The 20,990-nt window shown below is 63.2% G+C and carries 21 protein-coding genes; 7 read left to right on the top strand and 14 right to left on the bottom strand.

All coding sequences use genetic code 11. The features are described from left to right. Positions 1 to 113 precede the first annotated feature (113 nt). Positions 114 to 1,124 carry a hypothetical protein gene (locus AC0KW6_RS00065; RefSeq protein ID WP_323780024.1) on the bottom strand — a complete coding sequence of 337 codons (1,011 nt, stop codon included), beginning with the start codon at positions 1,122 to 1,124 and terminating at the stop codon, positions 114 to 116. Positions 1,125 to 1,229: 105 nt separating this feature from the next. Further along, positions 1,230 to 2,858 carry an AMP-binding protein gene (locus AC0KW6_RS00070; protein ID WP_474033763.1) on the bottom strand — a complete coding sequence of 543 codons (1,629 nt, stop codon included), beginning with the start codon at positions 2,856 to 2,858 and terminating at the stop codon, positions 1,230 to 1,232. 76 nt (positions 2,859 to 2,934) lie between these two features. Here AC0KW6_RS00070 and AC0KW6_RS00075 point away from each other — a divergent pair, with 76 nt between their 5' ends. The 3 genes from AC0KW6_RS00075 to AC0KW6_RS00085 all read left to right on the top strand — a co-directional run bounded on the left by AC0KW6_RS00075 (position 2,935) and on the right by AC0KW6_RS00085 (position 5,597). Then, a complete protein-coding gene (locus AC0KW6_RS00075) occupies positions 2,935 to 3,858 on the top strand; it encodes a DMT family transporter (protein WP_474033764.1) in 924 nt (307 codons plus the stop codon). Between the two features lie 213 nt (positions 3,859 to 4,071). After that, on the top strand, positions 4,072 to 4,737 hold the full coding sequence (locus AC0KW6_RS00080; RefSeq protein WP_474033765.1) for a sulfotransferase family 2 domain-containing protein: 666 nt from the start codon (positions 4,072 to 4,074) through the stop codon (positions 4,735 to 4,737). A 179-nt stretch (positions 4,738 to 4,916) separates the two neighbouring features. Continuing rightward, positions 4,917 to 5,597, top strand: a complete 681-nt coding sequence (locus tag AC0KW6_RS00085) for a Hint domain-containing protein (RefSeq protein WP_474033766.1) — start codon at positions 4,917 to 4,919, stop codon at positions 5,595 to 5,597. 71 nt (positions 5,598 to 5,668) lie between these two features. On the opposite strand, the gene AC0KW6_RS00090 is transcribed toward AC0KW6_RS00085, so the two are convergent. The 9 genes from AC0KW6_RS00090 to AC0KW6_RS00130 all read right to left on the bottom strand — a co-directional run bounded on the left by AC0KW6_RS00090 (position 5,669) and on the right by AC0KW6_RS00130 (position 14,990). Beyond that, complete coding sequence (locus AC0KW6_RS00090) at positions 5,669 to 7,870, bottom strand: 3-hydroxyacyl-CoA dehydrogenase NAD-binding domain-containing protein (RefSeq protein WP_474033767.1); 2,202 nt, start codon at positions 7,868 to 7,870, stop codon at positions 5,669 to 5,671. Further along, on the bottom strand, positions 7,867 to 8,352 hold the full coding sequence (locus AC0KW6_RS00095) for a cupin domain-containing protein (RefSeq protein ID WP_474033768.1): 486 nt from the start codon (positions 8,350 to 8,352) through the stop codon (positions 7,867 to 7,869). Before AC0KW6_RS00095 ends, AC0KW6_RS00090 begins: the two co-directional genes overlap by 4 nt. Next, the gene (locus AC0KW6_RS00100) at positions 8,352 to 9,563 is read right to left on the bottom strand and encodes an acetyl-CoA C-acetyltransferase (protein WP_474033769.1); all 1,212 of its coding nucleotides are present in this window, start codon (positions 9,561 to 9,563) and stop codon (positions 8,352 to 8,354) included. Before AC0KW6_RS00100 ends, AC0KW6_RS00095 begins: the two co-directional genes overlap by 1 nt. Before the next feature lie 10 nt (positions 9,564 to 9,573). Beyond that, positions 9,574 to 10,206, bottom strand: a complete 633-nt coding sequence (locus AC0KW6_RS00105; protein ID WP_474033770.1) for a glutathione S-transferase family protein — start codon at positions 10,204 to 10,206, stop codon at positions 9,574 to 9,576. A 272-nt stretch (positions 10,207 to 10,478) separates the two neighbouring features. Continuing rightward, positions 10,479 to 11,627 (bottom strand): acyl-CoA dehydrogenase family protein, encoded by a 1,149-nt coding sequence (locus AC0KW6_RS00110; protein ID WP_474033771.1) that lies wholly within the window; start codon positions 11,625 to 11,627, stop codon positions 10,479 to 10,481. 28 nt (positions 11,628 to 11,655) lie between these two features. After that, positions 11,656 to 11,868, bottom strand: a complete 213-nt coding sequence (locus AC0KW6_RS00115; RefSeq protein WP_323781957.1) for a hypothetical protein — start codon at positions 11,866 to 11,868, stop codon at positions 11,656 to 11,658. Between the two features lie 72 nt (positions 11,869 to 11,940). Next, positions 11,941 to 13,722, bottom strand: coding sequence for an acyl-CoA dehydrogenase C-terminal domain-containing protein (locus AC0KW6_RS00120; protein ID WP_323781955.1), 1,782 nt, complete (start codon positions 13,720 to 13,722; stop codon positions 11,941 to 11,943). 74 nt (positions 13,723 to 13,796) lie between these two features. After that, a complete protein-coding gene (locus AC0KW6_RS00125) occupies positions 13,797 to 14,198 on the bottom strand; it encodes a MerR family transcriptional regulator (protein WP_024089717.1) in 402 nt (133 codons plus the stop codon). A 423-nt stretch (positions 14,199 to 14,621) separates the two neighbouring features. Beyond that, on the bottom strand, positions 14,622 to 14,990 hold the full coding sequence (locus AC0KW6_RS00130; protein ID WP_323781952.1) for a MerR family transcriptional regulator: 369 nt from the start codon (positions 14,988 to 14,990) through the stop codon (positions 14,622 to 14,624). 124 nt (positions 14,991 to 15,114) lie between these two features. Here AC0KW6_RS00130 and AC0KW6_RS00135 point away from each other — a divergent pair, with 124 nt between their 5' ends. From AC0KW6_RS00135 to AC0KW6_RS00145, 3 genes are read left to right on the top strand one after another with little or no spacing between them, the layout of a single operon-like run. Then, positions 15,115 to 15,537 (top strand): PaaI family thioesterase, encoded by a 423-nt coding sequence (locus AC0KW6_RS00135; protein WP_323781948.1) that lies wholly within the window; start codon positions 15,115 to 15,117, stop codon positions 15,535 to 15,537. Continuing rightward, positions 15,534 to 16,052, top strand: coding sequence for a PaaI family thioesterase (locus tag AC0KW6_RS00140; RefSeq protein ID WP_323781945.1), 519 nt, complete (start codon positions 15,534 to 15,536; stop codon positions 16,050 to 16,052). The genes AC0KW6_RS00135 and AC0KW6_RS00140 overlap by 4 nt, the downstream gene beginning before the upstream one ends. A 6-nt stretch (positions 16,053 to 16,058) precedes the next feature. Further along, positions 16,059 to 17,378, top strand: coding sequence for an MATE family efflux transporter (locus AC0KW6_RS00145; RefSeq protein WP_474033772.1), 1,320 nt, complete (start codon positions 16,059 to 16,061; stop codon positions 17,376 to 17,378). Positions 17,379 to 17,471: 93 nt separating this feature from the next. On the opposite strand, the gene arsC is transcribed toward AC0KW6_RS00145, so the two are convergent. The 3 genes from arsC to AC0KW6_RS00160 are packed head-to-tail and all read right to left on the bottom strand — an operon-like array spanning position 17,472 to position 19,203. Then, positions 17,472 to 17,813: an arsenate reductase (glutaredoxin) gene (gene arsC, locus AC0KW6_RS00150; protein ID WP_474033773.1), complete on the bottom strand. Its 342-nt coding sequence runs from the start codon at positions 17,811 to 17,813 to the stop codon at positions 17,472 to 17,474. Then, positions 17,810 to 18,868, bottom strand: a complete 1,059-nt coding sequence (locus tag AC0KW6_RS00155; protein WP_474033774.1) for a quinone-dependent dihydroorotate dehydrogenase — start codon at positions 18,866 to 18,868, stop codon at positions 17,810 to 17,812. The genes arsC and AC0KW6_RS00155 overlap by 4 nt, the downstream gene beginning before the upstream one ends. Continuing rightward, the gene (locus tag AC0KW6_RS00160; RefSeq protein ID WP_323781933.1) at positions 18,865 to 19,203 is read right to left on the bottom strand and encodes a DUF952 domain-containing protein; all 339 of its coding nucleotides are present in this window, start codon (positions 19,201 to 19,203) and stop codon (positions 18,865 to 18,867) included. The genes AC0KW6_RS00155 and AC0KW6_RS00160 overlap by 4 nt, the downstream gene beginning before the upstream one ends. A 172-nt stretch (positions 19,204 to 19,375) precedes the next feature. On the opposite strand from AC0KW6_RS00160, the gene AC0KW6_RS00165 reads away from it, so the two are divergent. Continuing rightward, a complete protein-coding gene (locus AC0KW6_RS00165) occupies positions 19,376 to 20,956 on the top strand; it encodes a bifunctional metallophosphatase/5'-nucleotidase (protein ID WP_474033775.1) in 1,581 nt (526 codons plus the stop codon). Positions 20,957 to 20,990 lie beyond the last annotated feature (34 nt).

Genomic DNA, 20,990 nt, shown 5'->3' on the forward strand with positions numbered 1-20,990 from the left:
CCTATCCCCTAAGATTGTGCCGGGCCGTCCCGGAGCGTTGTCCCGGAGTGGGGGAGGCCGTCCTCGCTTAGGTGCAGAAAATATAGAGCGATCCGGCAATTTCAAGGGGGGAATCAGCCGCAGATATTCTGCAGTTGCACCCAGTCGCGGTCATTCAGCAGCGGCTCCTGGTCGCGGCCCGCCATCGGATCCGCCTCGATCAGCCCCAGCACCGTTTCGCCGGTGATGTCCAGCGCGTAGGCATAGGGCGAGGAGGGCAGGGCCGCGCGGGCAAATTCCGACAGCAGCAGCTGATCCGGCAATTCCGGCCGCGGGCTGGCCAGGGTGGCCTCGGAATAGGCATCCAGCGCAGCCCGGTCCAGTTCGCCGGTGGTCAACAGCTTGAAAGTGGACAGAAACCCGCCGGCGTGCAGCAGTTCGAACATCGGGTCGCTGGCTGCGGCCCGGGCGCGTTCCGCCAGGATGGCGCCGGCTGCCACCGCCGGGTCCTCGAAATCCTCAACGAACGAACGGTTCAGAAGCACGATGCCGCCAGGCAGATGGAGGCTGCCGGGAATGCCAGAGCGAAGCACCGCCAGCTGCCGCACCCCGGTGCGCTGTGCCAGATCCTTCAGGATCGGTGCGGCTTCGGGGGTCGCGCAGGCGGGGCCCGAGACCCGCTCGATCCGGCCCAGCAATGCCTGGCCAATGGCCTTGCGCTTAATGTCGGGAACCACGCTGACCGCATGCCGGGTGACTGCCCCCGGCAGCCACAGGACCAGCAGCGCCAGTACCAGCGCCAATGTGCCCAGGATACTGACGGCCCGCAGCCGCCCGGGCCGTGCGCGGGAGCGGCCGATGGCGTTTTGCACCCGGGCGATCGCTTCCAGCATGGCGGTTTCGTCCTGCGCCAGTTCCAGAGTCTCTCCAGGGTCGCCATCGGGGTGGAACAGGGCCGGGAACTCTCCGGGATTGGCGCGCTCGACCGCGGCCAGCGACCAATGCGCCAGCGGCAGGTCGTTCATACTGGCAATGGTCAGCGTCGCATCCCCCAGCGAGATGATCACATCCCGCCGCTGCGCTTGCCGGTCTGCGCGCCACAAGCCCGCAGCCTCCAGCCGCTCGAATTCCTTCAATGCCGTCATGCAGCCAGCCCGGCCCCCATTCTTATCGTTGCTGCAAGGATAATCACATAAAACAGGGGCAGCAAATTGCTTTGCCGCCCCCGGATGCTGTTTCGCCATGAAAAGTTACAGGGTCTTGGCGATTTTCCGCAGTTCGAACTTCTGGATCTTGCCAGTGGAGGTTTTCGGCAGCTCCTGGAACACCACTTTCTTGGGCGCCTTGAAGCCCGCCAGCGTCTTGCGCGTAAAGGCGATCAATGCCGCGTCGTCTTCTGCGGCGCCGGGTTTCAGCTCGACAAAGGCACAAGGCACTTCGCCCCATTTCGCGTCCGGCATCGCCGCGACAGCGGCCAGCAGCACATCCGGATGCGCCATCAGCACACCCTCCACCTCAACCGAGGAAATGTTCTCCCCGCCCGAGATGATGATGTCCTTGGCCCGGTCCGCTATCTGGATATAGCCGTCCGGGTGCTGCACCGCGAGATCGCCGGAGTTGAAATAGCCGCCCTTGAAGGCCTCCGCAGTGGCTTCGGGGTTTTTCAGGTAGCCCTTCATCACCACATTGCCGCGCAACGCGATCTCGCCTTGGCTTTCGCCGTCCATCGGCAGGGTGTTGTGCGCGCTGTCGCGCACTACCACCGGCTCCAGCATTGGCATGGCAACACCTTGGCGCGCCTTTCTGGCGGCTATGCCGGCCTTGTCCAGCCCGTCCCACTCGGCTGCTTTCCAATAGCATTCGGTGACATGGCCGAAGGTTTCGGTCAGCCCGTAAACATGGGTGACGTTGAAGCCGAGGTTCTCGATCTTCGACAGTGTGGCCGGAGCAGGCGGCGCGCCTGCGGTGAAAACCTCCACCGTGTGGCCGAAGGTGCGGCGTTCCTCGTCCAGCGCGTTGACAATCATGTTCAGCACGATCGGTGCGCCGCCGAAATGGGTGACGCCCTCGTAGTGGATGGCGTTATAGATGTTCTGCGCGGTGATATCGCGGCAGCAAACCAGCGTGCCGCCGACCAGCGGCATCATCCAGCTGTGGTTCCAGCCGTTGCAGTGGAACAGCGGCACGATGGTCAGATAGACCGGATGCAGCACCATCCGCCAGGAGATCACCGTGCCCATGGTCATCAGATAGGCGCCTCGGTGGTGGTAAACCACGCCCTTGGGCCGCCCGGTGGTGCCGGAGGTATAGTTCAGCGCCAGGCTTTCCCATTCATCCTCGGGCATGATCCACTGGAATTCAGGGTCACCGCTGGCCAGCAGCGCTTCATATTCCAAGTGGCGGCCGGTTGCGTGCCAGCTTGCCTGATCGTCCGCCACCTCGATCAGAACCGGGGCCGGGCCGTCCATTTCCGCAACCGCGGCCTCGGCCAGGTCCAGGAATTGCGTATCGACCAGCACCGCCTTGGCCCCGCCATGGCCGAAGATATAGGACACCGTGCCCACATCCAGCCTGGTATTGATCGTGTTCAGCACCGCCCCGCAGGCAGGCACCCCGAAATGCGCCTCGGCCTGGGCCGGGATGTTCGGAAGCAGGGTCGCCACTACGTCCCCCGGTTTCACACCCAGCTTGACCAGCCCCGAGGCCAGCCGGCTGCAGCGTGCGTGGTATTCGGCATAGGTCTTGCGGTGCTTGCCATAGCTGACTGCAAGATGCTCCGGAAACACCTGCGCTGCACGCTGCAGATGCGACAGCGGCGTCAGCGGCACATAATTCGCGGCGCTCTTCTCCAGACCGGTTTCATCCGCCATCCACCCCATCAGTTTCCTCCCGTGAATCACTTTGGTGTCGTTTAGAGGACAGATATTGCGGAATGTTGCGGGCAATGGAAAGGGTATGAAACAAACAGCGACCCTTTCCGCAGAGACCGGCAGCCAGTCGGCGGCCGCCCATGCCATGCTGGCGGCAATGATGATAATCGGCATCACCGACAACGCGGTGCCGCTGATGGCCGAACAGATCGGGCTGGGCCAGTTCTATCTGCTGCGGAGCATTGTCGCGCTGCCGTTTCTGTGGCTGATGGCCCGGGCCGGGTTTGGCGGCCTGGCCCCGTACAGGACAGGCGCGGTGCTGCTGCGTGCCGTGCTGGTTGCGGTTGCGATGGTGTTTTATTTTGCGGCTGTCGCCTTGATGCCGATTGCACAGGCGTTGGCGGGATTGTTCACCTCGCCGATTCTGATTGTGCTGATATCGGTTCTGTTCCTGAAACTGCGGATCGGCTGGGTCCGGGTCGGCGCCGTACTTTTTGGCTTTGCCGGGGTTATGATGGTGCTGCAGCCGGATCCCGCTGCGTTCAACTGGCTGATTCTGGTGCCGGTTGCGGGCGGGCTGTTCTATGCGCTGGGGTCGCTGGCCACCGGTCTTTGCTGCCAGGGGGAAAGCACAGTGGCGATGCTGTTCATCTATCTTCTGGTGCAGGGCGCGATCGGCGGGTTGCTGCTGGCAGGCCTGGAGGTCTGGCCGCAGGCGGTGCCCGCAGGCGCGGGCGGCTTTGTCACCCGCGGCTGGGTCTGGCCGCTGTGGGAGATCTCACACCTGATTCTGCTGCAGGGCTGCGCGGCGGTGGGTGGCGTGTTCTTGATCACCAAGGCCTACCAGCTGGGCGAGGCCTCCTATGTTGCGGTGTTCGAATACTCGGTGATGATCGTCGGCCCCGGTGTCGCCTGGGCCTATTGGGGGCAGGCTCTTAACGGATGGCAGATTTCGGGCATCGCACTGATCATAGCCGCAGGAACAACCATCGCGCTGCGCTCCAGATGACGGCCAGGGGCGCTGCCCCTCTTGCCCCTGCAGGGCAATTCACCCCGGAGTATTTCCGGCCAGAAAGAAGCGGCAGACTGCTGTTGTTCCCAGTTACAGGACGACGCCTGTCCCGCTGCCCGGCAAGCGGCTTTCCGGCCGGGCGGGCAGGCCTGCGCCGCCCGGTGCATTTCCGGCGTTTCCATTTTTGGAGCAATTGCTTAGGGTCAGGTCATGATCCTGTCGCCGGGCCGCAAATACGTCTTTATCCATATCCCCAAGACCGGCGGCACAGCGTTGGCCCTGGCGCTTGAGGCGCGTGCCATGGCGGATGACATGATGCTGGGGGATACGCCCAAGGCGCTGAAACGCCGCCGCCGTCTGAAGGACGCCCAGACCCGCGGGCGGCTGTGGAAACACTCCGCTCTTGCCGATATCGACGGGCTGGTGCCAAAAGAAACTCTGCGGTCGCTGTTTGCGTTCACCCTGGTGCGCAACCCTTGGGACCGGGCGGTCAGCTATTACCACTGGCTGCAGGAACAGCGCTTCAGTCATCCGGCGATCCAACTGGCACAAAACCTGGAGTTCCGCGCCTTTGTGCAGCATCCGCAGATTGTAAATGCGCTCCAGGGCAGCCCCGCGGTGTCCTACATGCGCCGTGCGGATGGGGTGGAGCAATGCCAGCTCTATATCCGGCTGGAGCATTTCCAGGAGGATGCCCAGCCGTTGTTCGACCATCTCGGCTTTTCCCTCGATTTGCCGCGGGTCAATGAAAGCGGCCGGCAGCGGGACTGGCGGCGCTATTATGACGATGCTGCCGCCGAAGCCATTGCCGGGGCCTGTGCCGCAGATATCGGGCAATTTGAATACTCTTTTAACGAATCTCCCTTACTTCAATGACAGGAAACAGTGCTGCGGCTGCCAGCGCGGGGCCGGACCGGCCAGCGGCAGGCAGTCCGGCGCTTGGACGTGAACAGTGAGCGGTCGTTGCCGCGTTGCCGGGCTGACAGCACCGGGGATGGCGGTAAAAACCGGAATGGCCCGGGCGGAACTGCCCTGGCTGCAGGAAAGGAAGTCGGATGCTGGATTGGCTCCTGAAACGCTCGCAAGCCCCGCTGGGACAGCCGTTGAGCAGCGGTTTTCCTCTGGCCTCAGTCGGGCAGGGCGGGTTTCTGGCCGGCACCCATGTTGCGTCGAACCTTGGCTGGCGCCCGGTTGAGGCGCTGACTGCAGGCGACAAGGTGCTGACATTCGATCATGGCATGCAGACGGTTGTGGAGCTGCAGCGCGAAACCATTGTTCCGGGCGACGGGGAACTTGACCCGGCCCGCTGTCCGCTGCTGGTGCCGCGTGATGCGCTGATGAACCGGGTGCCGCTGTGGCTGATGCCGGATCAGGGCGTGCTGCTGGAGAGCGATCTGGTGGAGGATGTTCAGGGCGATCCTTTTGCGGTCGTGCCTGCCGCCGCGCTGGAGGGCTACCGCGGTATCCGCCGGATGCATCCCGGCGCGCAGCTGGAGCTGGTCACACTGCGGTTCGCCGAGGATCAGGTGATTTATCTGGAAGCCGGAATGCTGGGGTTCTCCGCAGCTCCGGTCAATTTGATGTGCGGGCGCATCTTTACCGGGGAAAGCGCCTACAGGGTGCTGCCGCCGGATCAGGCGCGCGGCCTGGTGCTGTCGATGATGGCCGAGGACGACCACTGGAACACGCCCGGCCCGGCATCCGCCGCGGCCCGATATCAACAACCGCTGAACTGAGCGGGCAGCCCGTTTACCGGAACACTTGAAAACGGCCGGGAATGCCCGGCCGTTTGCGTTATCCGTTGCCCTCAGGCGGCCGCAGATTTTTCCGGGTCGAACCGGCCATAGAAGCTTTGGCCCTTGTTCGCCATGTCGCGCAGCAGATCCGGGCAGGCAAAGCGATCGCCATGCTGTCCGGCCAGCTGATCGCAGCGTTCGGCCGCATAGGGTGTGCCGATGATATCCAGCCAGCTGAACGGACCGCCGGACCAGGGGGCAAAGCCCCAAGCCAGAATCGCGCCCACGTCGCCTTCCCGGATGTCTTCCAGAACGCCTTCCTCCAGCGCCCGCACCGCTTCCAGCACCTGTGCGAACATCAGCCGTTCCTGCACTTCGATCAGATCGGGCTGCTCAGCGGTTTGCGGGTATTTCTCCTGCAGGCCCTTCCAGTACTCGACGCGCTTGCCTTTCTCGTCATAGTCGAAGAAACCGGCATTGGCCTTGCGCCCTAAGCGGCCCTGTTCTTCCATCCAGAAGATCAGCTCATCGGACGGGCTTTCCGGATAGGCATCGCCCATTGCCGCCTTGGTTGCCCGCGCGATCTTGGCCCCCAGATCAATCGAGGTCTCATCGGTCAGCTGGATCGGCCCCACCGGGAAACCCAGCTGCCGCGCGGCGTTGTCGATCAGCACCGGGCTGACGCCCTCGGCAATCATCCGCACCCCTTCGTTGATATAGGGGATGATGCAGCGGTTGGCGTAAAAGAAGCGCGCGTCATTGACCACAATCGGCGTTTTGCGGATCTGGCGCACATAGTCCAGCGCCTTGGCCACCGCGCGGCCGCCGGTTTCGCGGCCCTTGATGATCTCCACCAGCAGCATCTTCTCGACCGGCGAAAAGAAGTGGATGCCGATGAACTGATCCGCGCGGCTGGACGCCTTGGCCAGCTCACTGATCGGCAGGGTCGAGGTGTTGGAGGCAAAGATGCAGTCCTCGGGGATGATTGCCTCGACCTTTTTGGTCATCTCCGCCTTGACGCCGGGATCCTCGAACACCGCCTCGATGATCAGGTCGCAGCCTTTCAGCGCGTCCAGATCAGGGGTCGCGGTGATCTGCGCCAGCAGCGCCGCTTTCTTCTCCTCGGTCGCCTTGCCGCGCTTGATGCCCTTGTCCATGTAGGCGGCGGAATAGGCCTTGCCCTTGTCGGCAGCTTCCTGGTCGCGGTCGATCAGGACCACCTCGATGCCCGCCTGGGCGGAGACCAGCGCGATACCGGCGCCCATCATGCCCGCGCCCAGAACGCCAACTTTTTTGACCGTCTGGTCCGGCACCTCCTTGGGCCGCACCGCGCCTTTTTCCAGCGCCTGCTTGTTCAGGAACAGGCTGCGGATCATGGCCGAGGACGACGGGTTCATCAGCACATGGGTGAACCAGCGGGCCTCGATTTTCAGCGCGGTGTCGAAATCAACCAGCGCGCCTTCATAAATTGAGCTGAGCAGCGCCTGCGCCGCCGGGAAGGCGCCCTGGGTTTTGCCGTTGATCATCGCCGAGGCGCCGACAAAGGTCATGAAGCCAGCCGGATGATAGGGGGCGCCGCCGGGCATTTTATAGCCCTTGGCGTCCCAGGGTTTCACCAGATCGGCAGGTTTGGCGTTCAGCACCCACTCCCTGGCCGCCGCCAGAGCATCGTCAGCAACCGCATCGATCAGCTGGGCGCCCTTGGCTTTTTTCGGATCCAGCATCTTGCCTTCGAGCAGCACCGGCGCCGCCGCCATTGCGCCCACCATACGCGAATAGCGCGTGGTACCGCCGCCGCCGGGGAATATACCGATCATGATCTCCGGCAGGCCGACCTTGGCCTTGGGGTTGTCGGTCATCACCCGGTGATGGCAGGCGAGGGCAATCTCAGTGCCGATGCCGGCGCAGGTGCCGTTGATGGCACAGGCCACCGGCTTGCCGCCCTTCTTGGTTTTCGGGTCCATGCCTGCGAGTTCAAGTTTGCGCAGGATCCGGTGGCCGCCCATGGTGAAGTCGAACAGGCCCTGGGCCGGGTTCTCACCCGATTCTTCGCGGATGGTGGCCAGCACATTCAGGTCCATGCCGCCGGCAAAATCCTTCTTTCCGCTAGTGATCACGATACCCTTGACGGCCTCGTCCGCCAGCGCCCGGTCAACATATTCCTCCACCAGGCTAAAGGCCTCGCGGGTGAGGACGTTCATCGACTTGCCGATCGCGTCCCAGGTGATGATTGCGACGCCGTCCGCGTCCACGTGGTATTTGAAATCGCTCATGTGTTTTCTCCGGTCTGGTCAGCCGTTAGCGGGCTGCCGTCCTTGCGGGTGAAATTGAACTGCCCTTCGGCAATTTTCACCATCATGTCCAAATCGCTGTAAAAAGCGGTCTCTGCCGGGGTGCGGGTGCCGACCACCAGAAAGGCGGCAGGCTTGTCCGATCGGTTCACCAGATGGTGGCCGTTCTCATCCCCCGCCGGAAAGCTGGCACAGTCGCCCGGCAGCATCTCATGCGCGCCCTGATCGTCGATCAGGGTGCAGGTGCCCTCGGTCACCATCACGAATTCGTCCTGCTCCATGTGGTAGTGGCGCAAGGAAGACATCGCGCCCGGCTCCAGCCGCACGATGTTGACGCCGAACTGGGTCAGGCCGCCGGAGTCGCCCAGCGGCTGCACGCTGCGCCCGTCAGCCGCCGCAGCCAGCTTGCCGGGGTAGCCCGATCTGGTGCGCCAGGACAGGCGGGAAAGGTCCAGCTTCGGCATCAGACGCGCTCGATGATGGTGGCCGCACCCATGCCGGATGCGATGCACAGCGTCGCCAGGCCGCATTCTTTGTCCTGGCGTTCCAGCTCATCCAGCAGGGTGCCGATGATGATCGCACCGGTGGCACCCAGCGGATGCCCCATGGCGATGGAGCCGCCGTTGACGTTGACCAGCTCCGGGTCCACATCAAATGCCTGCTGAAAGCGCAGCACCACGCTCGCAAAGGCCTCGTTCACCTCGAAAAGATCCAGATCGCCGATCGTCATGCCACTGCCGGCCAGGATCTTCTCGGTCACCGGAACCGGGCCGGTCAGCATGATGGTGGGGTCGGTGCCGATCTTGGCGGTCGCCTTGATGCGGGCGCGCGGTTTCAGCCCGTGCTTCTCGCCGAACTCCTTGTTGCCGATCAGAAGCGCCGCAGCACCATCCACAATGCCCGAGGAGTTGCCCGCATGGTGGATATGATTGATCCGCTCCAGATGCGGGTATTTCAGCATCGCCACCTTGTCAAAGCCGGGCATCTGCTCACCCATCATCTGGAACGCCGGGTTCAGCGATCCCAGTGCCTGCATGTCGGTGCCGGGGCGCATGTATTCGTCATGATCCAGGATCGCCAGCCCGTTCTGGTCGGTGACGGTGATCACGGATTTTGCAAAGCGGTTGTCGTCCCACGCGGCCTTGGCGCGGCGCTGGCTTTCCATCGCCAGCGCGTCGGCCTGATCGCGGCTAAAGCCGTATTCGGTGGCGATGATATCGGCCGAGATGCCCTGCGGCACAAAATAGGTGTCCATTGCCAGGCTCGGGTCGACGGCAATTGCGGCGCCGTCGCTGCCCATGGCCACCCGGCCCATCATCTCGACGCCGCCTGCGATATAGCCATCACCGGCGCCGCCCTTCACCTGGTTCGCGGCCAGGTTCACGGCTTCCATGCCAGACGCGCAGAAGCGGTTGATAGCGAGGCCCGGAATACGTTCGTCCAGATCCGAGGCAAGAACAGCGGAGCGTGCCAGGCAGCCGCCTTGCTCCTTCACCTGGGTGACATTGCCCCAGATCACGTCTTCGACCGCATGGCCTTCGAGGTTGTTGCGTTGCTTGATCGCATTCAGCGTCAGGGCGGACAGCCGCACCGAGGTCACCTCGTGCAGGGCGCCGTCCTTGCGGCCCTTGCCGCGCGGGGTGCGCAGGGCATCATAGATATAAGCTTCAGTCATACTTGTCTCCTCAAGTCCGGTCCGACGGTCTGCCGGGCATCAGGTCATAGGGGTGTTTCCAGCCGGGCTGCGCGCTGATACGGGTGAGCCAGGCGTCGATATGGGGCCAATCGGCGCGGTCAAAGCCGAAGGGCTCGGGGTAGTAGAGGTAGCTGCAGCAGCTGATATCGGCGTTGGTCAGCCCGTCTCCCGCCAGCCAATCGCGGCCTTCCAGGTGGGACTCCAGCGTCTGATAGGCTGCCTTCAAGCGGCCTTGCATGAAGGCGATCACTTCCGGCGGCCGGTGCTTTTCCGGCAGGAAGTTGATCAGGAAACGGGTCATGCCGGCCTGGCTGGACATCTTGTGATTGTCCCAAAGCACCCAGCGCAGCACCTCGTATTTGTCCTCCGGGCGGCCGCCGAACTTGCCGGTCTTGTCGGTGATATACTGCTGGATGGCGCCCGACTGGCTGAGCGTCACATCGCCGTCCACCAGCACCGGCGCTTCGGCCATCGGGTTGAACCCGCGGAAGTCATCGGTGCGCGCAGCACCGCCGAAGAAATCGACGAACACCGGCTCCCAGGCAAGGCCCGAGAGTTCCAGCGCCAGCGCTGCCTTGTAGGAGTTTCCGCTTTCGCCGAAGCAGTGGAGTTTCATTGTCATATCCGGTTTCCTGTTTCTGGCGGAAGAGCGGGGGTTTCACACCCCCGCGCCCCCGTGGAGTATTTTTGGAAAGATGATGCAGCGTTAACCCGCCGGAGTCTGCCGCGTGATACCCTGAAGGTGCGGTACAGGCTGGAGAGCCGATGGCCGAGAAAGGTGAAGACGCCTCTGCCCATTCGGCGAAGGCCTGGGGGCAGGGGCACACCGCTGCCTTCATCTTTCCCCAAATACTCATCTTCCGGCATCTGCGCCAAATCCCTCGGTTTGCGGGGTCATAGACTGCGCGCAATCAGTTCCTTCATGATCTCATTGGTGCCGCCATAGATCCGCTGCACCCTTGCGTCAGCCCACATCTCACCCACCGCGTATTCCTGCATGTACCCATAGCCGCCGAAAAGTTGCAGGCACTCGTCCAGCACCTCGCCCTGGGTATCGGTGATCCAGTATTTCGCCATCGCCGCTTTCTCGACGCTCAGCCGCCCCTGCAGGTGCTCGGCAATGCATTCGTCCAGAAAGGCGCGCGCAACCTTGGCCTTGGTCAGACATTCCGCCAGCTTAAAGCGGGTGTTCTGAAACTGCAGGATCGGGCCGCCGAACGCCTCGCGCTCCTTGCAATAGGCGATGGTGCGCTCCACCGCGCCTTCCATCGCGCCGACTGCGCCGCAAGCGATGATCAGGCGCTCTTGCGGCAGCTGCTGCATCATCTGGTAAAAGCCCTGGCCCTCGGCGCCGCCCAGAATGTTCTCTGGCGGGATTTCCACATTGTCAAAGAACAGCTCGGAGGTGTCCGCCGCATGGCAGCCGATCTTGTCGAGGTTGCGGCCGCGGCTGAAGCCAGCGGCGCCGTCGGTCTCCACTGCCACCAGAGAGATACCCTTGGCGCCCGCCGCCGGGTCGGTCTTGGCTGCAACCAGGATCAGATTGGCGTGCTGGCCATTGGTGATAAAGGTCTTTTGCCCCGACAACCGGTAAGCATTGCCATCCTTGACCGCCTTGGTCTTGATTGCCTGCACATCCGAGCCGGTGGAGGGTTCAGTCATTGCCAGCGCGCCGACCAGCTCTCCGGTCGCCATCCTGGGCAGCCAGCGCTGTTTCTGCTCTTCGGTGCCATAGGCCAGAATATAATGGCTAACGATGCCGGAATGGATGCCTTGGCCCCAGCTGGCCAGATTGGCGCGGCTGCCTTCCATCAGGATCACGGCTTCATGGCCGAAGTCGCCGCCGGCGCCGCCGTAGGCCTCGGGGATGGACGGGCAGAGCAGGCCAAGGCCGCCCGCCTGGGTCCAGGTCTCCCGGTCCATTATGCCTTGCTTGCGCCAGGTCTCGAACTTGGGCGCCCATTCATTAGTGATGAACTGGGCCGTCATCTGGCTGAGCATCCGATGCTCATCTGTCATCCATGCAGAACGCGTCTCGGTCATCTTTCTCCCTTTGGCCGCTTCCCGGGCCTTATCTCTTGCGGGCTTCCAGCTCGGCATTGAACAGCCGCAGCCGGTGGCTCAGGTTTTCATAGTCCGTCACGCTGTCGAAATTTTCGAACAGGAATGACAGCGCCTCGCCTTCATCCAGCCCCGCCTCCTGGGCAAACTTCCTGAGCTTGCGGTAGCCCTCCTCGGTCATTGCAACCGGGAACCGGCGGGTCAGGCGGAAACGTTTCGGCATCATGTGGTCCTTTGCATGTCAAAGCACCGGCCGGGCTGGATGGACGCCCCGGACAGGGGCGCCCGAAAGGCATCAAAAGGCGTCTGCCTCCAGCGCCATCACCGGTTCGGCTCCGCTTTCGATGCGGGCCAGGTGCAGTTTGGTCGCGGGCAGCCGCCGTGCCATATAGTACCGGCCGGTTGCGAGTTTCGTCTCATAGAACGCCGCGTCATCGGCCCCGGCGTCAAGCGCTTCCTGCGCGGCCTTGCCCATCTTAGCCCACATCAGGCCCAGGCAGACCTGTCCGAACAGATGCATGAAGTCGTAAGACCCGGCCAGCGCGTGGTTGGGATCCTTCATGCCGTTTTGCATGAAATACATACCGGCCGCCTGCAGGTCCTTGGAGGCGGCCTTCAGCGGATCGATGAAGTCTTTGCCGAAAGTCTCGGAAACCTCTTTATTTTCCTGACAGAAGGTTTTCACCAGGTCAAAGAACGCCAGAACATATTTGCCGCCGTGCTGGCCCAGTTTGCGGCCCACCAGATCCAGTGCCTGCACGCCGTTGGCCCCCTCGTAGATCATCGCGATACGGGCGTCGCGGGTGTATTGCGACATGCCCCATTCTTCGATGTAGCCATGGCCGCCATAGACCTGCTGCGCCTGGACGGTCATGTCGTAGCCCTGATCGGTCAGGAAGCCCTTGATCACTGGCGTCATCAAGGAGATCAGCCCGTCGGCGTCCTTGTCGCCTGCGCGGTGCGCCTGGTCGATCAGGGTGGCGCCCCACAGCAGGAACGCGCGCGCCCCTTCGGCAAAGCTTTTCTGATCCATCAGCGAGCGGCGGATGTCCGGATGCACGATCAGCGGATCGGCGGGCCCGTCCGGGTTTTCGGCGCCGGTCACGGCGCGGCCCTGCAGCCGGTCCCTGGCGTATTCCACCGCGTTCTGATAGGCGGCCTCGGCCTGCGCCAGGCCCTGCATGCCGACGCCCAGACGGGCCTCGTTCATCATCGTGAACATGGCGCGCATGCCTTTGTGCTCTTCGCCCAAAAGCCAGCCGGTGGCGCCGTCATAATCCATCACGCAGGTCGAATTGCCGTGGATGCCCATCTTCTCCTCGATCTTGCCGACCGAGACGCCGTTGCGTTCGCCCGGGGTGCCATCCGCGCTGACAATGAATTTGGGCACGATGAACAGGCTGACGCCCTTGATGCCCTCGGGGCCGCCGGGGATCTTGGCCAGCACCAGATGCACCACGTTCTCCGCCATGTCATGGTCGCCGGACGAGATGAAGATCTTCTGCCCCGAGATCTTATAGCTGCCATCGCCCTGCGGTTCCGCCTTGGTGCGCATCAGGCCCAGGTCGGTGCCGCAATGCGGTTCGGTCAGGTTCATGGTGCCGGTCCATTGGCAGCTGACCATCTTGGGCAGATAGGTGGCCTTCTGCTGGTCGGTGCCATGCGCCAGAATCGCCGAAGCAGCCCCGTGGGTCAGCCCCTGGTACATGGTAAAGGCCTGGTTTGCGGAAGAGAAGAACTCGCCCACTGCGGTGCCCATGACATACGGCATGTTCTGGCCGCCGAACTCCTCCGGCATGTCCAGCCCGGTCCAGCCGCCCTCCTTGACCTGTTCAAAGGCCTCCTTGAACCCTTTGGGGGTGTAGACTACGCCGTTTTCCAGGCGGCAGCCCTCCGCATCGCCCACCACGTTCAGCGGGTGCAGAACCGCACTGGCGATCTTGCCGGCTTCCTCCAGCACCGCGCCGGTGAACTCCGGCTCCAGTTCGTTGTATCCGGGGATGTCGCTGCCGGAGACTTTCAATACGTCATGCAGGATAAACTGGGCGTCTTTTGCGGGGGCTGTATAGGAAGGCATTGCGGTCCTCTTCAGGGGTCTTGTTGCTTCGGGTCGATGCCGGGCAGGCCGGCGGGATAGGGCGGGGCGGCTGCCTATTCGGCGGCCTCCTGTTTGGCCCGCATCGAGGCGATCATCTTTTCGCCCCAGGCCAGCTGGTCTTTCAGGTCCTCGATCGCCTCGGTCAGCTCTTCGCGCTGGCGCTCCATATCGGCAAGCCTCTCGCGGCCGACCTCATAGGTCTTGGTCAGCTGAGTCACCTGCTGGTCGCCGACATGGTACAGATCCAGCAGCTGGCGGATTTCCTCCAGGCTGAACCCGAACCGCTTGCCGCGCAGGATCAGCTTCAGCCGGGCGCGGTCGCGTTTGGTGAACAGCCGCTTCTGGCCGTCGCGGATCGGGAACAGCAGTTCCTTGGCTTCGTAGAACCGGAGCGTGCGGGGAGTTACGTCATAAGCCTCGCACATCTCGCGGATGGTCATGGTTTTCTCGGTCATCATCGTCACTCTTACGGCTTGGTGCAGGAGCAAGCTGGCCGCATCCGGGATTTCGATCAAGACTGACTTTACGTTTACGTAAGTTGTACGTTGCGTCATTTTCAGGGAGCGCGAAAGTGTCGTAAAGAGAACAGAAAGCGGCGCAATGATTGATCTGGAGGGCGCGCAGGCCGGGGCCGCACCGTATTCAAGATGCGGCTATGGCAGAATCCAACAGCCCGGACGCAAGGCGATACCGCGGCGCCCGCGCTTGCCAACGGGCGGGCGTTCTGGCGAGGCGCCGGTATATTCAAGAAGCCGTGCTTGTTGGCAGGAATGCAGTGGCGCACGCGCGCGACCGGCGCCACCCCGCGGGCAGGCGCTCGCCCGGCCGATTGACACAGCGCGGGTGCTGGATTGGACTTAGAAAGGCGGGGATTCGGGTTACTTAAGCAGGGCCCGGGTGCTTTCACGCAGTTCGTTCAGCTCTTCAATGGCTTCATTGATCTGCTCGCGCTGCTTGTCCAGCTCCAGAAGCTGGCGGTCGGCCATTTCCATGAATGCATGGTTTTGGGCGTCGTTGCCCTCTTTTTCATAGATCAGCAACCATTGGCGGATCTCTTCCAGCTGAAAGCCGAACTTGCGGCCGCGCAGGATCAGCTTCATCCGCGCCCGCTCCCGCGCGCCATAAAACCGCGACCGGCCTTCGCGGTCGGGGTGCAGCAATTCGATGTATTCATAATAGCGCAGCGTCCGCGGCGTAACCTCGAACTCGGCGCACATTTCCTTGAATGACAATCTATTGTCGGTCATCCGTCATCTCCCTTGCCGGGAACCTAGGCACTTGCAGCGAACAGTGCAACCTCCGCGGCGGCACACTTGCGCTTTTTCCGGGCCGGGGCCAAAGATGGGGGAGACATTTCAAAGGGACAGCCCCATGGCCGACAAGACCGACCTCGCGCGCCAGTTCATCGAAGCCATCCCCCATGCCAAGCAACTGGGCATGAAGCTGACCGAGATCGGCGACGGCACTGCCGAAATCCGCATGGCTTACGACGAGAAGCTGGTCGGTGATCCGGCAACCGGTGTCATCCATGGCGGCGCAGTCTCGGCGCTGATGGACACCTGCTGCGGCGCAGCGGTAATGAGCCACCCCTCGGCCCCCGGCGGCACCGCCACCATCGATCTGCGCATCGACTACATGCGCCCGGCGTCTCCGGGCCAGACGATCACCACCCGCGCCACCTGCCATCAGATCACCCGCAGCGTTGCCTTTGTCCGCGCGGTTGCGATGGACGAGGATACAGACCGCCCCGTCGCCACAGCCTCCGGCGCCTTCACTGTGGAGAATAAGTTTTGAGCCGCCCCCGTCCTGAACCGATTCAGGTGGTCAAGCAGCGCCGCGATGCAGCCCTTTCGGCGCTGGTGGATTCGGTGCCCTACATCCGCTTCTTGAACGTCACTTTCGACCGCCGCGGCGATGAGCTGACCGCGCAGCTGAATTTCGACGACAAGCTGATCGGCAACCCGTTCCTGCCCGCGATCCACGGCGGCGTCACCGCGGCCTTCCTGGAAATCACAGCGATGATCACCCTCAACTGGTCACATCTCTGGCAGCGCATCGAAACCGGTGATCTGGACCCGGCGGAAATGGCCAAGGGCAACCTGCCGCGCCAGCCCAAGACCATCGATTTTACCGTCGACTACCTGCGCTCCGGCCTGCCGCGCGACGCCTATGCGCGGGCGCGGGTGAACCGCTCGGGCCGCCGTTATGCCTCGGTGCATGTGGAGGCCTGGCAGGACCACAAGGACAAGCTGTTCGCCCAGGCCACCGGCCATTTCCTGATGCCGCAGAACCAGAACGGCGAAGGCTGACACACGATGACCGGCGCGAACACCGAAATCACCCATAAACGGGTGCTGACAATCGCTTTGCCGATTGTGCTGTCGAATGCGACGGTGCCGATCCTGGGCGCGGTGGACACCGGCGTGGTCGGCCAGATGGGCGAGGCCGCTCCGATTGGTGCCGTTGGAATCGGTGCGGTGATCCTGGCGGCGTTCTACTGGCTCTTCGGCTTCCTGCGCATGGGCACTACCGGGCTGGCGGCACAGGCGCGCGGCGCTGGGGACTGGGCCGAGACAGGCGCGCTTCTGGTGCGCGGGCTGCTTCTGGCCTTTGCTGCCGGAACCGTGTTCACCATTGCCCAGGCCGCAGTATTCCGGGGCGCCTTCGCACTTGCCCCGGCCAGTGCCGAGGTCGAAAGCCTGGCCCGTGGCTACCTGCAGATCCGCATCTGGGGCGCGCCTGCCACAATTGCGCTCTATGCTGTCACCGGCTGGCTTATCGCGGTTGAGCGCACCCGCGGCGTGTTCCTGCTGCAGGTCTGGATGAATGGTCTGAACATCGTCCTGGACCTGTGGTTCGTGCTGGGCCTCGGCTGGGGTGTCGAAGGCGTAGCCATCGCCACGCTGATCGCCGAATGGACCGGGCTGGTGCTGGGGCTGTACCTGTGCCGCGATGCCTTTGCCGGCGATCAGTGGCGCGACTGGGCACGGGTGTTCGATCCGGCGCGGCTGAAACGGATGATGCAGGTGAACGGCGACATCATGGTGCGCTCGCTGCTGATGACGGGGTCATTCACGACCTTTCTGTTCATCGGTTCCGGCGTCGGCGACGTGAACCTCGCCGCCAATCAGATCCTTCTGCAGTTTGTTGAAATCACAGCCTTTGCGCTGGACGGTTTTGCTTTCTCAGCCGAGGCGCTGGTCGGCGGGGCCATCGGCGCCAAGACCCGCCAAAGAGTGCGCCGCGCGTCAATCGTCACTGCGCAATGGGGCGTTGGCGGAGCGGTGCTGCTGGGCATTGCCTTTGCCACGGGCGGCCCTGCACTGATCGACCTGATGTCCACCTCCCCCGAGGTCCGCGAGGCAGGGCGGGTGTTCCTGATCTGGGCCGTGGCGATGCCTGTGCTGAGTGTCGCAAGCTGGATCTTCGACGGCATCTACATCGGTGCCACCTGGACCCGCGACATGCGGTGGGCGATGCTGCAATCGGTGGCGGCCTATGTGGCGGCCCTGCTGCTGCTGGTGCCGGCGTTCGGCAACCATGGCCTGTGGGCGTCGTTGCTGGTGCTGAACATTGCCCGCGGTGTGACGCTGGGCCTGCGCTACCCGCGGCTGGAGGCGCAGGTTGGCGTCTGACGTCACCGCGGGAACCTGAATTCTGCGGGAATTCCGGCCCGGATGTCAGGCGGTTTCCGGGAGGGTCTGCGCGCCGGCAACCGGCGCCTGCCGTTACAGCAGCGCTTCAATCGCCTCGGTCGGGCGGCCGATCACGGCCTTGCCGCCTTTGACGGCAATCGGGCGCTCGATCAGGATCGGATGCGCGGCCATCGCGGCCAGCAGATCCTCCTCCGGGCTGTCCTTCGTAAGGCCCAGCTCCTTGAACGCCTTTTCACCGGTCCGCATCATTTCCACCACCGGGACGGCAAGCGCGGCCTGCACGGCCTTCAATTCCTCGACCGAAGGCGCATCTTCCAGATAGCTCCGCGTCTTAACTTGCACGCCGCGCTCTTTGATCAGTGCCAGCCCCGCGCGGGATTTTGAGCATTTCGGATAATGCCAATAGGTGATCACATCCAATCCTTCCGTTTTGTTCCAACCGCTTGCGCGACGTTGTCAAACCCGTCCCGCGCCAGCAGCCCGTCCAGTCCGCGGGCAATATCACCGGCTAGCGACAGCCCGCCATAGACCATCGCGGTATACAACTGCACCGCAGACGCCCCGGCGCAGATCTTGGCATAGGCCTGCTCTGCATTGCTGATGCCGCCAACGCCCACCAGCGGCACCTTGCCGTCCAGCAGTTCCGACAGCTGCGCCAGCACGCGGGTGGATTTCTCAAACAAAGGCGCGCCGGACAGCCCGCCGGCCTCGCCTTTGTGCAGGCTTTGCAAACCATCGCGCGACAGGGTGGTGTTGGTGGCGAGCACCGCATCAATGCCGCTTTCAACGGCGACGGCAGCGATGTCCTCTATCCCCTCGCGGTCCAGATCCGGGGCGATCTTCAGGAACACCGGCACCCGGCGGCTCAGGTTGTCGCGGGTTTCAACAACTCCGGCCAAAAGCGCCGACAGGGCCGCCTTGCCCTGCAAGTCGCGCAGTTTCTCGGTGTTGGGGGAGGACACATTGACCGTCGCAAAATCCAGATCCGCGCCGCAATGGGCCAGCACTTTGGCAAAATCCGCGGCGCGGTCCTCGCTGTCCTTGTTGGCGCCAAGGTTCAGCCCGATGACGGCATCCCGCGGACGCTGCGCCAGCCGGGCGCCAATTGCCTCCATGCCCTCGTTGTTGAAGCCGAAACGGTTGATCGCGGCCTTGTCCTCGGTCAGGCGGAACAAGCGCGGCTTGGGGTTGCCAGGCTGCGGGCGCGGGGTGGCGGCGCCAACCTCGATGAAGCCGAAACCGGATTTCGCCAGCGGCGCCAATGCCTCGGCGTTTTTGTCATAGCCCGCCGCGAGGCCGACCGGGTTCGGCAGATCAATCCCCGCCAAAGAGGTTTTCAAACGGGCTGAGCTCACCGGGCCGGGGGCAGGGGCAAGCCCCAGGGTCAGCGCCTTGACGGACAGGCCATGGGCGGTCTCCGGATCCACCTTGTGCATGGCGGCCAGCGCCAGTTTCTCGGTCAGCTTCACGCCATTTCCTCCGGGAACTGATGCACGCCTTGGGCCAGCGGCAGCGGCTTGGCCCAGACCACATCCGCCATGCGGATGTTGCGGAACAGATGCGGGAACCTGGCACCGCCGCGGGAGACCTCCCATTTCAGGTCATCGCCCATGGCCTCTGCATCACAGGCCAGCAGGGTCAGCCCCTCGGCCCCGGCAAAATGCCTGGCCGCGGTCTCTGCCGCCTGGGTTGCGGTGGAAAAATGGACATAGCCATCTGCCACATCAATCGGCGCGCCCCGGGTTTCACCCTGAGCCTGCAGTGCGGCCCATTCGTCCGCCCGGAAAATCTTGTAAATCAGCATAGAGGCCTGATGCCCTGCGATTGCGGATGAATCAAGGGGGATTGGCGTTGGCAAGGCGTGGCGTCACCGGGAATATTGACACGAGGAGACGCACAAGCCCGGCTTTTCCCCTTTGACCAGGGCGGTCTTTGGGCGCAGGCTTTCCCAGAACCAGAAAACGGGAGCGCCCCTTATGATTGCACGGATTCTCACACCGGTTGCGGCTCTGGCCTTGACCGCCGGCGCGGCGGCGGCGGACTACAGGCTGACCATTCTGCACACAAACGACTTTCATTCCCGGTTCGAGCCGATCAGCAAGTATGACAGCACCTGCGATGCCGGGGATCAGGCCGACGGCAAATGTTTCGGCGGCACCGCGCGGCTGGTGACGGCGGTTGCCGAAGCGCGTGCGCGGGCAGAGAACGCGATCCTGGTGGATGGCGGAGACCAGTTTCAGGGCTCGCTGTTCTACACCTATTACAAGGGCAAGGCCGCGGCCGAGTTCATGAACCAGCTCGGTTATGACGGGATGACTGTCGGCAATCATGAATTCGACGACGGCCCCGAGGTTCTGCGCGGCTTCATGGACGCGGTCGGCTTTCCGGTGCTGATGTCCAATGCCGATATCTCGGCCGAGCCGGCGCTGGCGGAGGTGCTGAAGAAGTCCACGGTGATCGAGCGCGGCGGCGAAAAGATCGGCCTGATCGGCCTGACACCGGAGGACACCCATGAACTGGCCAGCCCCGGCAGGAACATCACATTTTCCGATCCGGTAGCAGCGGTGCAGGCCGAGGCGGACCGGCTGACTGCGGAAGGCGTGACCAAGATCGTAGTACTGAGCCATTCGGGCTATGGCGTCGACCAGCGGGTGGCGGCGGAAACCACCGGCGTTGACGTGATCGTCGGCGGCCACAGCAACACCTATCTGTCCAATACCTCGGATAAGGCGGCGGGTCCGTATCCAACCGTGGTGAACGGGGTGCAGATCGTGCAGGCCTATGCCTATGGCAAGTTCCTGGGCGAGCTGAATGTGACCTTTGACGACGCGGGCAAGGTGATCAGTGCGGAGGGCGAGCCGCTGATCATGGATGCAGCTGTCGCCGAGGACACGGCCACTTTGAACCGCATTGCTGAACTGGCCAAGCCGCTGGATGAGATCCGCAACAAGGTGGTGGCGGAAACCTCCGCGCCGGTTGAGGGCAGCCGGGACGTCTGCCGGGTGCAGGAATGCCAGATGGGCAATCTGGTGGCCGACGCGATGCTGGACCGCGTCCAGGATCAGGGCGTAACCATTGCCATCGCCAATTCCGGCGGGATCCGCGCCAGCCTGGATGCCGGCCCCGTCACCATGGGCGAAGTGCTGACCATTCTGCCATTCCAGAATACGCTGTCGACCTTTGAGATCCCGGGCAAAACCCTGGTGCAGGCGCTGGAGAACGGGGTCAGCCAAGTGGAGGACGTCAAGGGCCGCTTTCCTCAGGTTGCAGGCCTCACGTTCAGCTGGGACGCTTCAGCGGTGCCGGACGCGGGCCGCATCAGGCAGGTGATGGTGGCAGAGGGCGGGGGCTTTGTGCCGATAGATCCGGCCAAGACCTATCTTGTGGTCACCAATGACTATGTCCGCAACGGCGGTGATGGCTATGCGATGTTCGAGGGCGGCGATAAAAACGCCTATGACTTTGGTCCGGATCTGGCCGATGTGCTGGCAGGATATCTGGCGGCGCAAGGCCCCTATACCCCCTACACGGACGGGCGGATCAATCAGGTGAAATAGGCGGGCCGAAAAAAGGACCGGTTCGGCCCCAATG

The organism is Leisingera sp. SA215 (genome assembly GCF_055902035.1).

Coding starts and splice junctions, on each gene's coding strand:
- AC0KW6_RS00120 (WP_323781955.1), bottom strand. CDS start 13,722: ATGCCTTCCTATACAGCCCCCGCAAAAGACGCCCAGTTTATCCTGCAT.
- AC0KW6_RS00145 (WP_474033772.1), top strand. CDS start 16,059: ATGACCGGCGCGAACACCGAAATCACCCATAAACGGGTGCTGACAATC.
- AC0KW6_RS00070 (WP_474033763.1), bottom strand. CDS start 2,858: ATGGGGTGGATGGCGGATGAAACCGGTCTGGAGAAGAGCGCCGCGAAT.
- AC0KW6_RS00115 (WP_323781957.1), bottom strand. CDS start 11,868: ATGCCGAAACGTTTCCGCCTGACCCGCCGGTTCCCGGTTGCAATGACC.
- AC0KW6_RS00110 (WP_474033771.1), bottom strand. CDS start 11,627: ATGACCGAGACGCGTTCTGCATGGATGACAGATGAGCATCGGATGCTC.
- AC0KW6_RS00160 (WP_323781933.1), bottom strand. CDS start 19,203: ATGCTGATTTACAAGATTTTCCGGGCGGACGAATGGGCCGCACTGCAG.
- AC0KW6_RS00135 (WP_323781948.1), top strand. CDS start 15,115: ATGGCCGACAAGACCGACCTCGCGCGCCAGTTCATCGAAGCCATCCCC.
- AC0KW6_RS00100 (WP_474033769.1), bottom strand. CDS start 9,563: ATGACTGAAGCTTATATCTATGATGCCCTGCGCACCCCGCGCGGCAAG.
- AC0KW6_RS00125 (WP_024089717.1), bottom strand. CDS start 14,198: ATGACCGAGAAAACCATGACCATCCGCGAGATGTGCGAGGCTTATGAC.
- AC0KW6_RS00085 (WP_474033766.1), top strand. CDS start 4,917: ATGCTGGATTGGCTCCTGAAACGCTCGCAAGCCCCGCTGGGACAGCCG.
- AC0KW6_RS00095 (WP_474033768.1), bottom strand. CDS start 8,352: ATGCCGAAGCTGGACCTTTCCCGCCTGTCCTGGCGCACCAGATCGGGC.
- AC0KW6_RS00130 (WP_323781952.1), bottom strand. CDS start 14,990: ATGACCGACAATAGATTGTCATTCAAGGAAATGTGCGCCGAGTTCGAG.
- AC0KW6_RS00105 (WP_474033770.1), bottom strand. CDS start 10,206: ATGACAATGAAACTCCACTGCTTCGGCGAAAGCGGAAACTCCTACAAG.
- AC0KW6_RS00165 (WP_474033775.1), top strand. CDS start 19,376: ATGATTGCACGGATTCTCACACCGGTTGCGGCTCTGGCCTTGACCGCC.
- AC0KW6_RS00075 (WP_474033764.1), top strand. CDS start 2,935: ATGAAACAAACAGCGACCCTTTCCGCAGAGACCGGCAGCCAGTCGGCG.
- AC0KW6_RS00080 (WP_474033765.1), top strand. CDS start 4,072: ATGATCCTGTCGCCGGGCCGCAAATACGTCTTTATCCATATCCCCAAG.
- AC0KW6_RS00090 (WP_474033767.1), bottom strand. CDS start 7,870: ATGAGCGATTTCAAATACCACGTGGACGCGGACGGCGTCGCAATCATC.
- AC0KW6_RS00065 (WP_323780024.1), bottom strand. CDS start 1,124: ATGACGGCATTGAAGGAATTCGAGCGGCTGGAGGCTGCGGGCTTGTGG.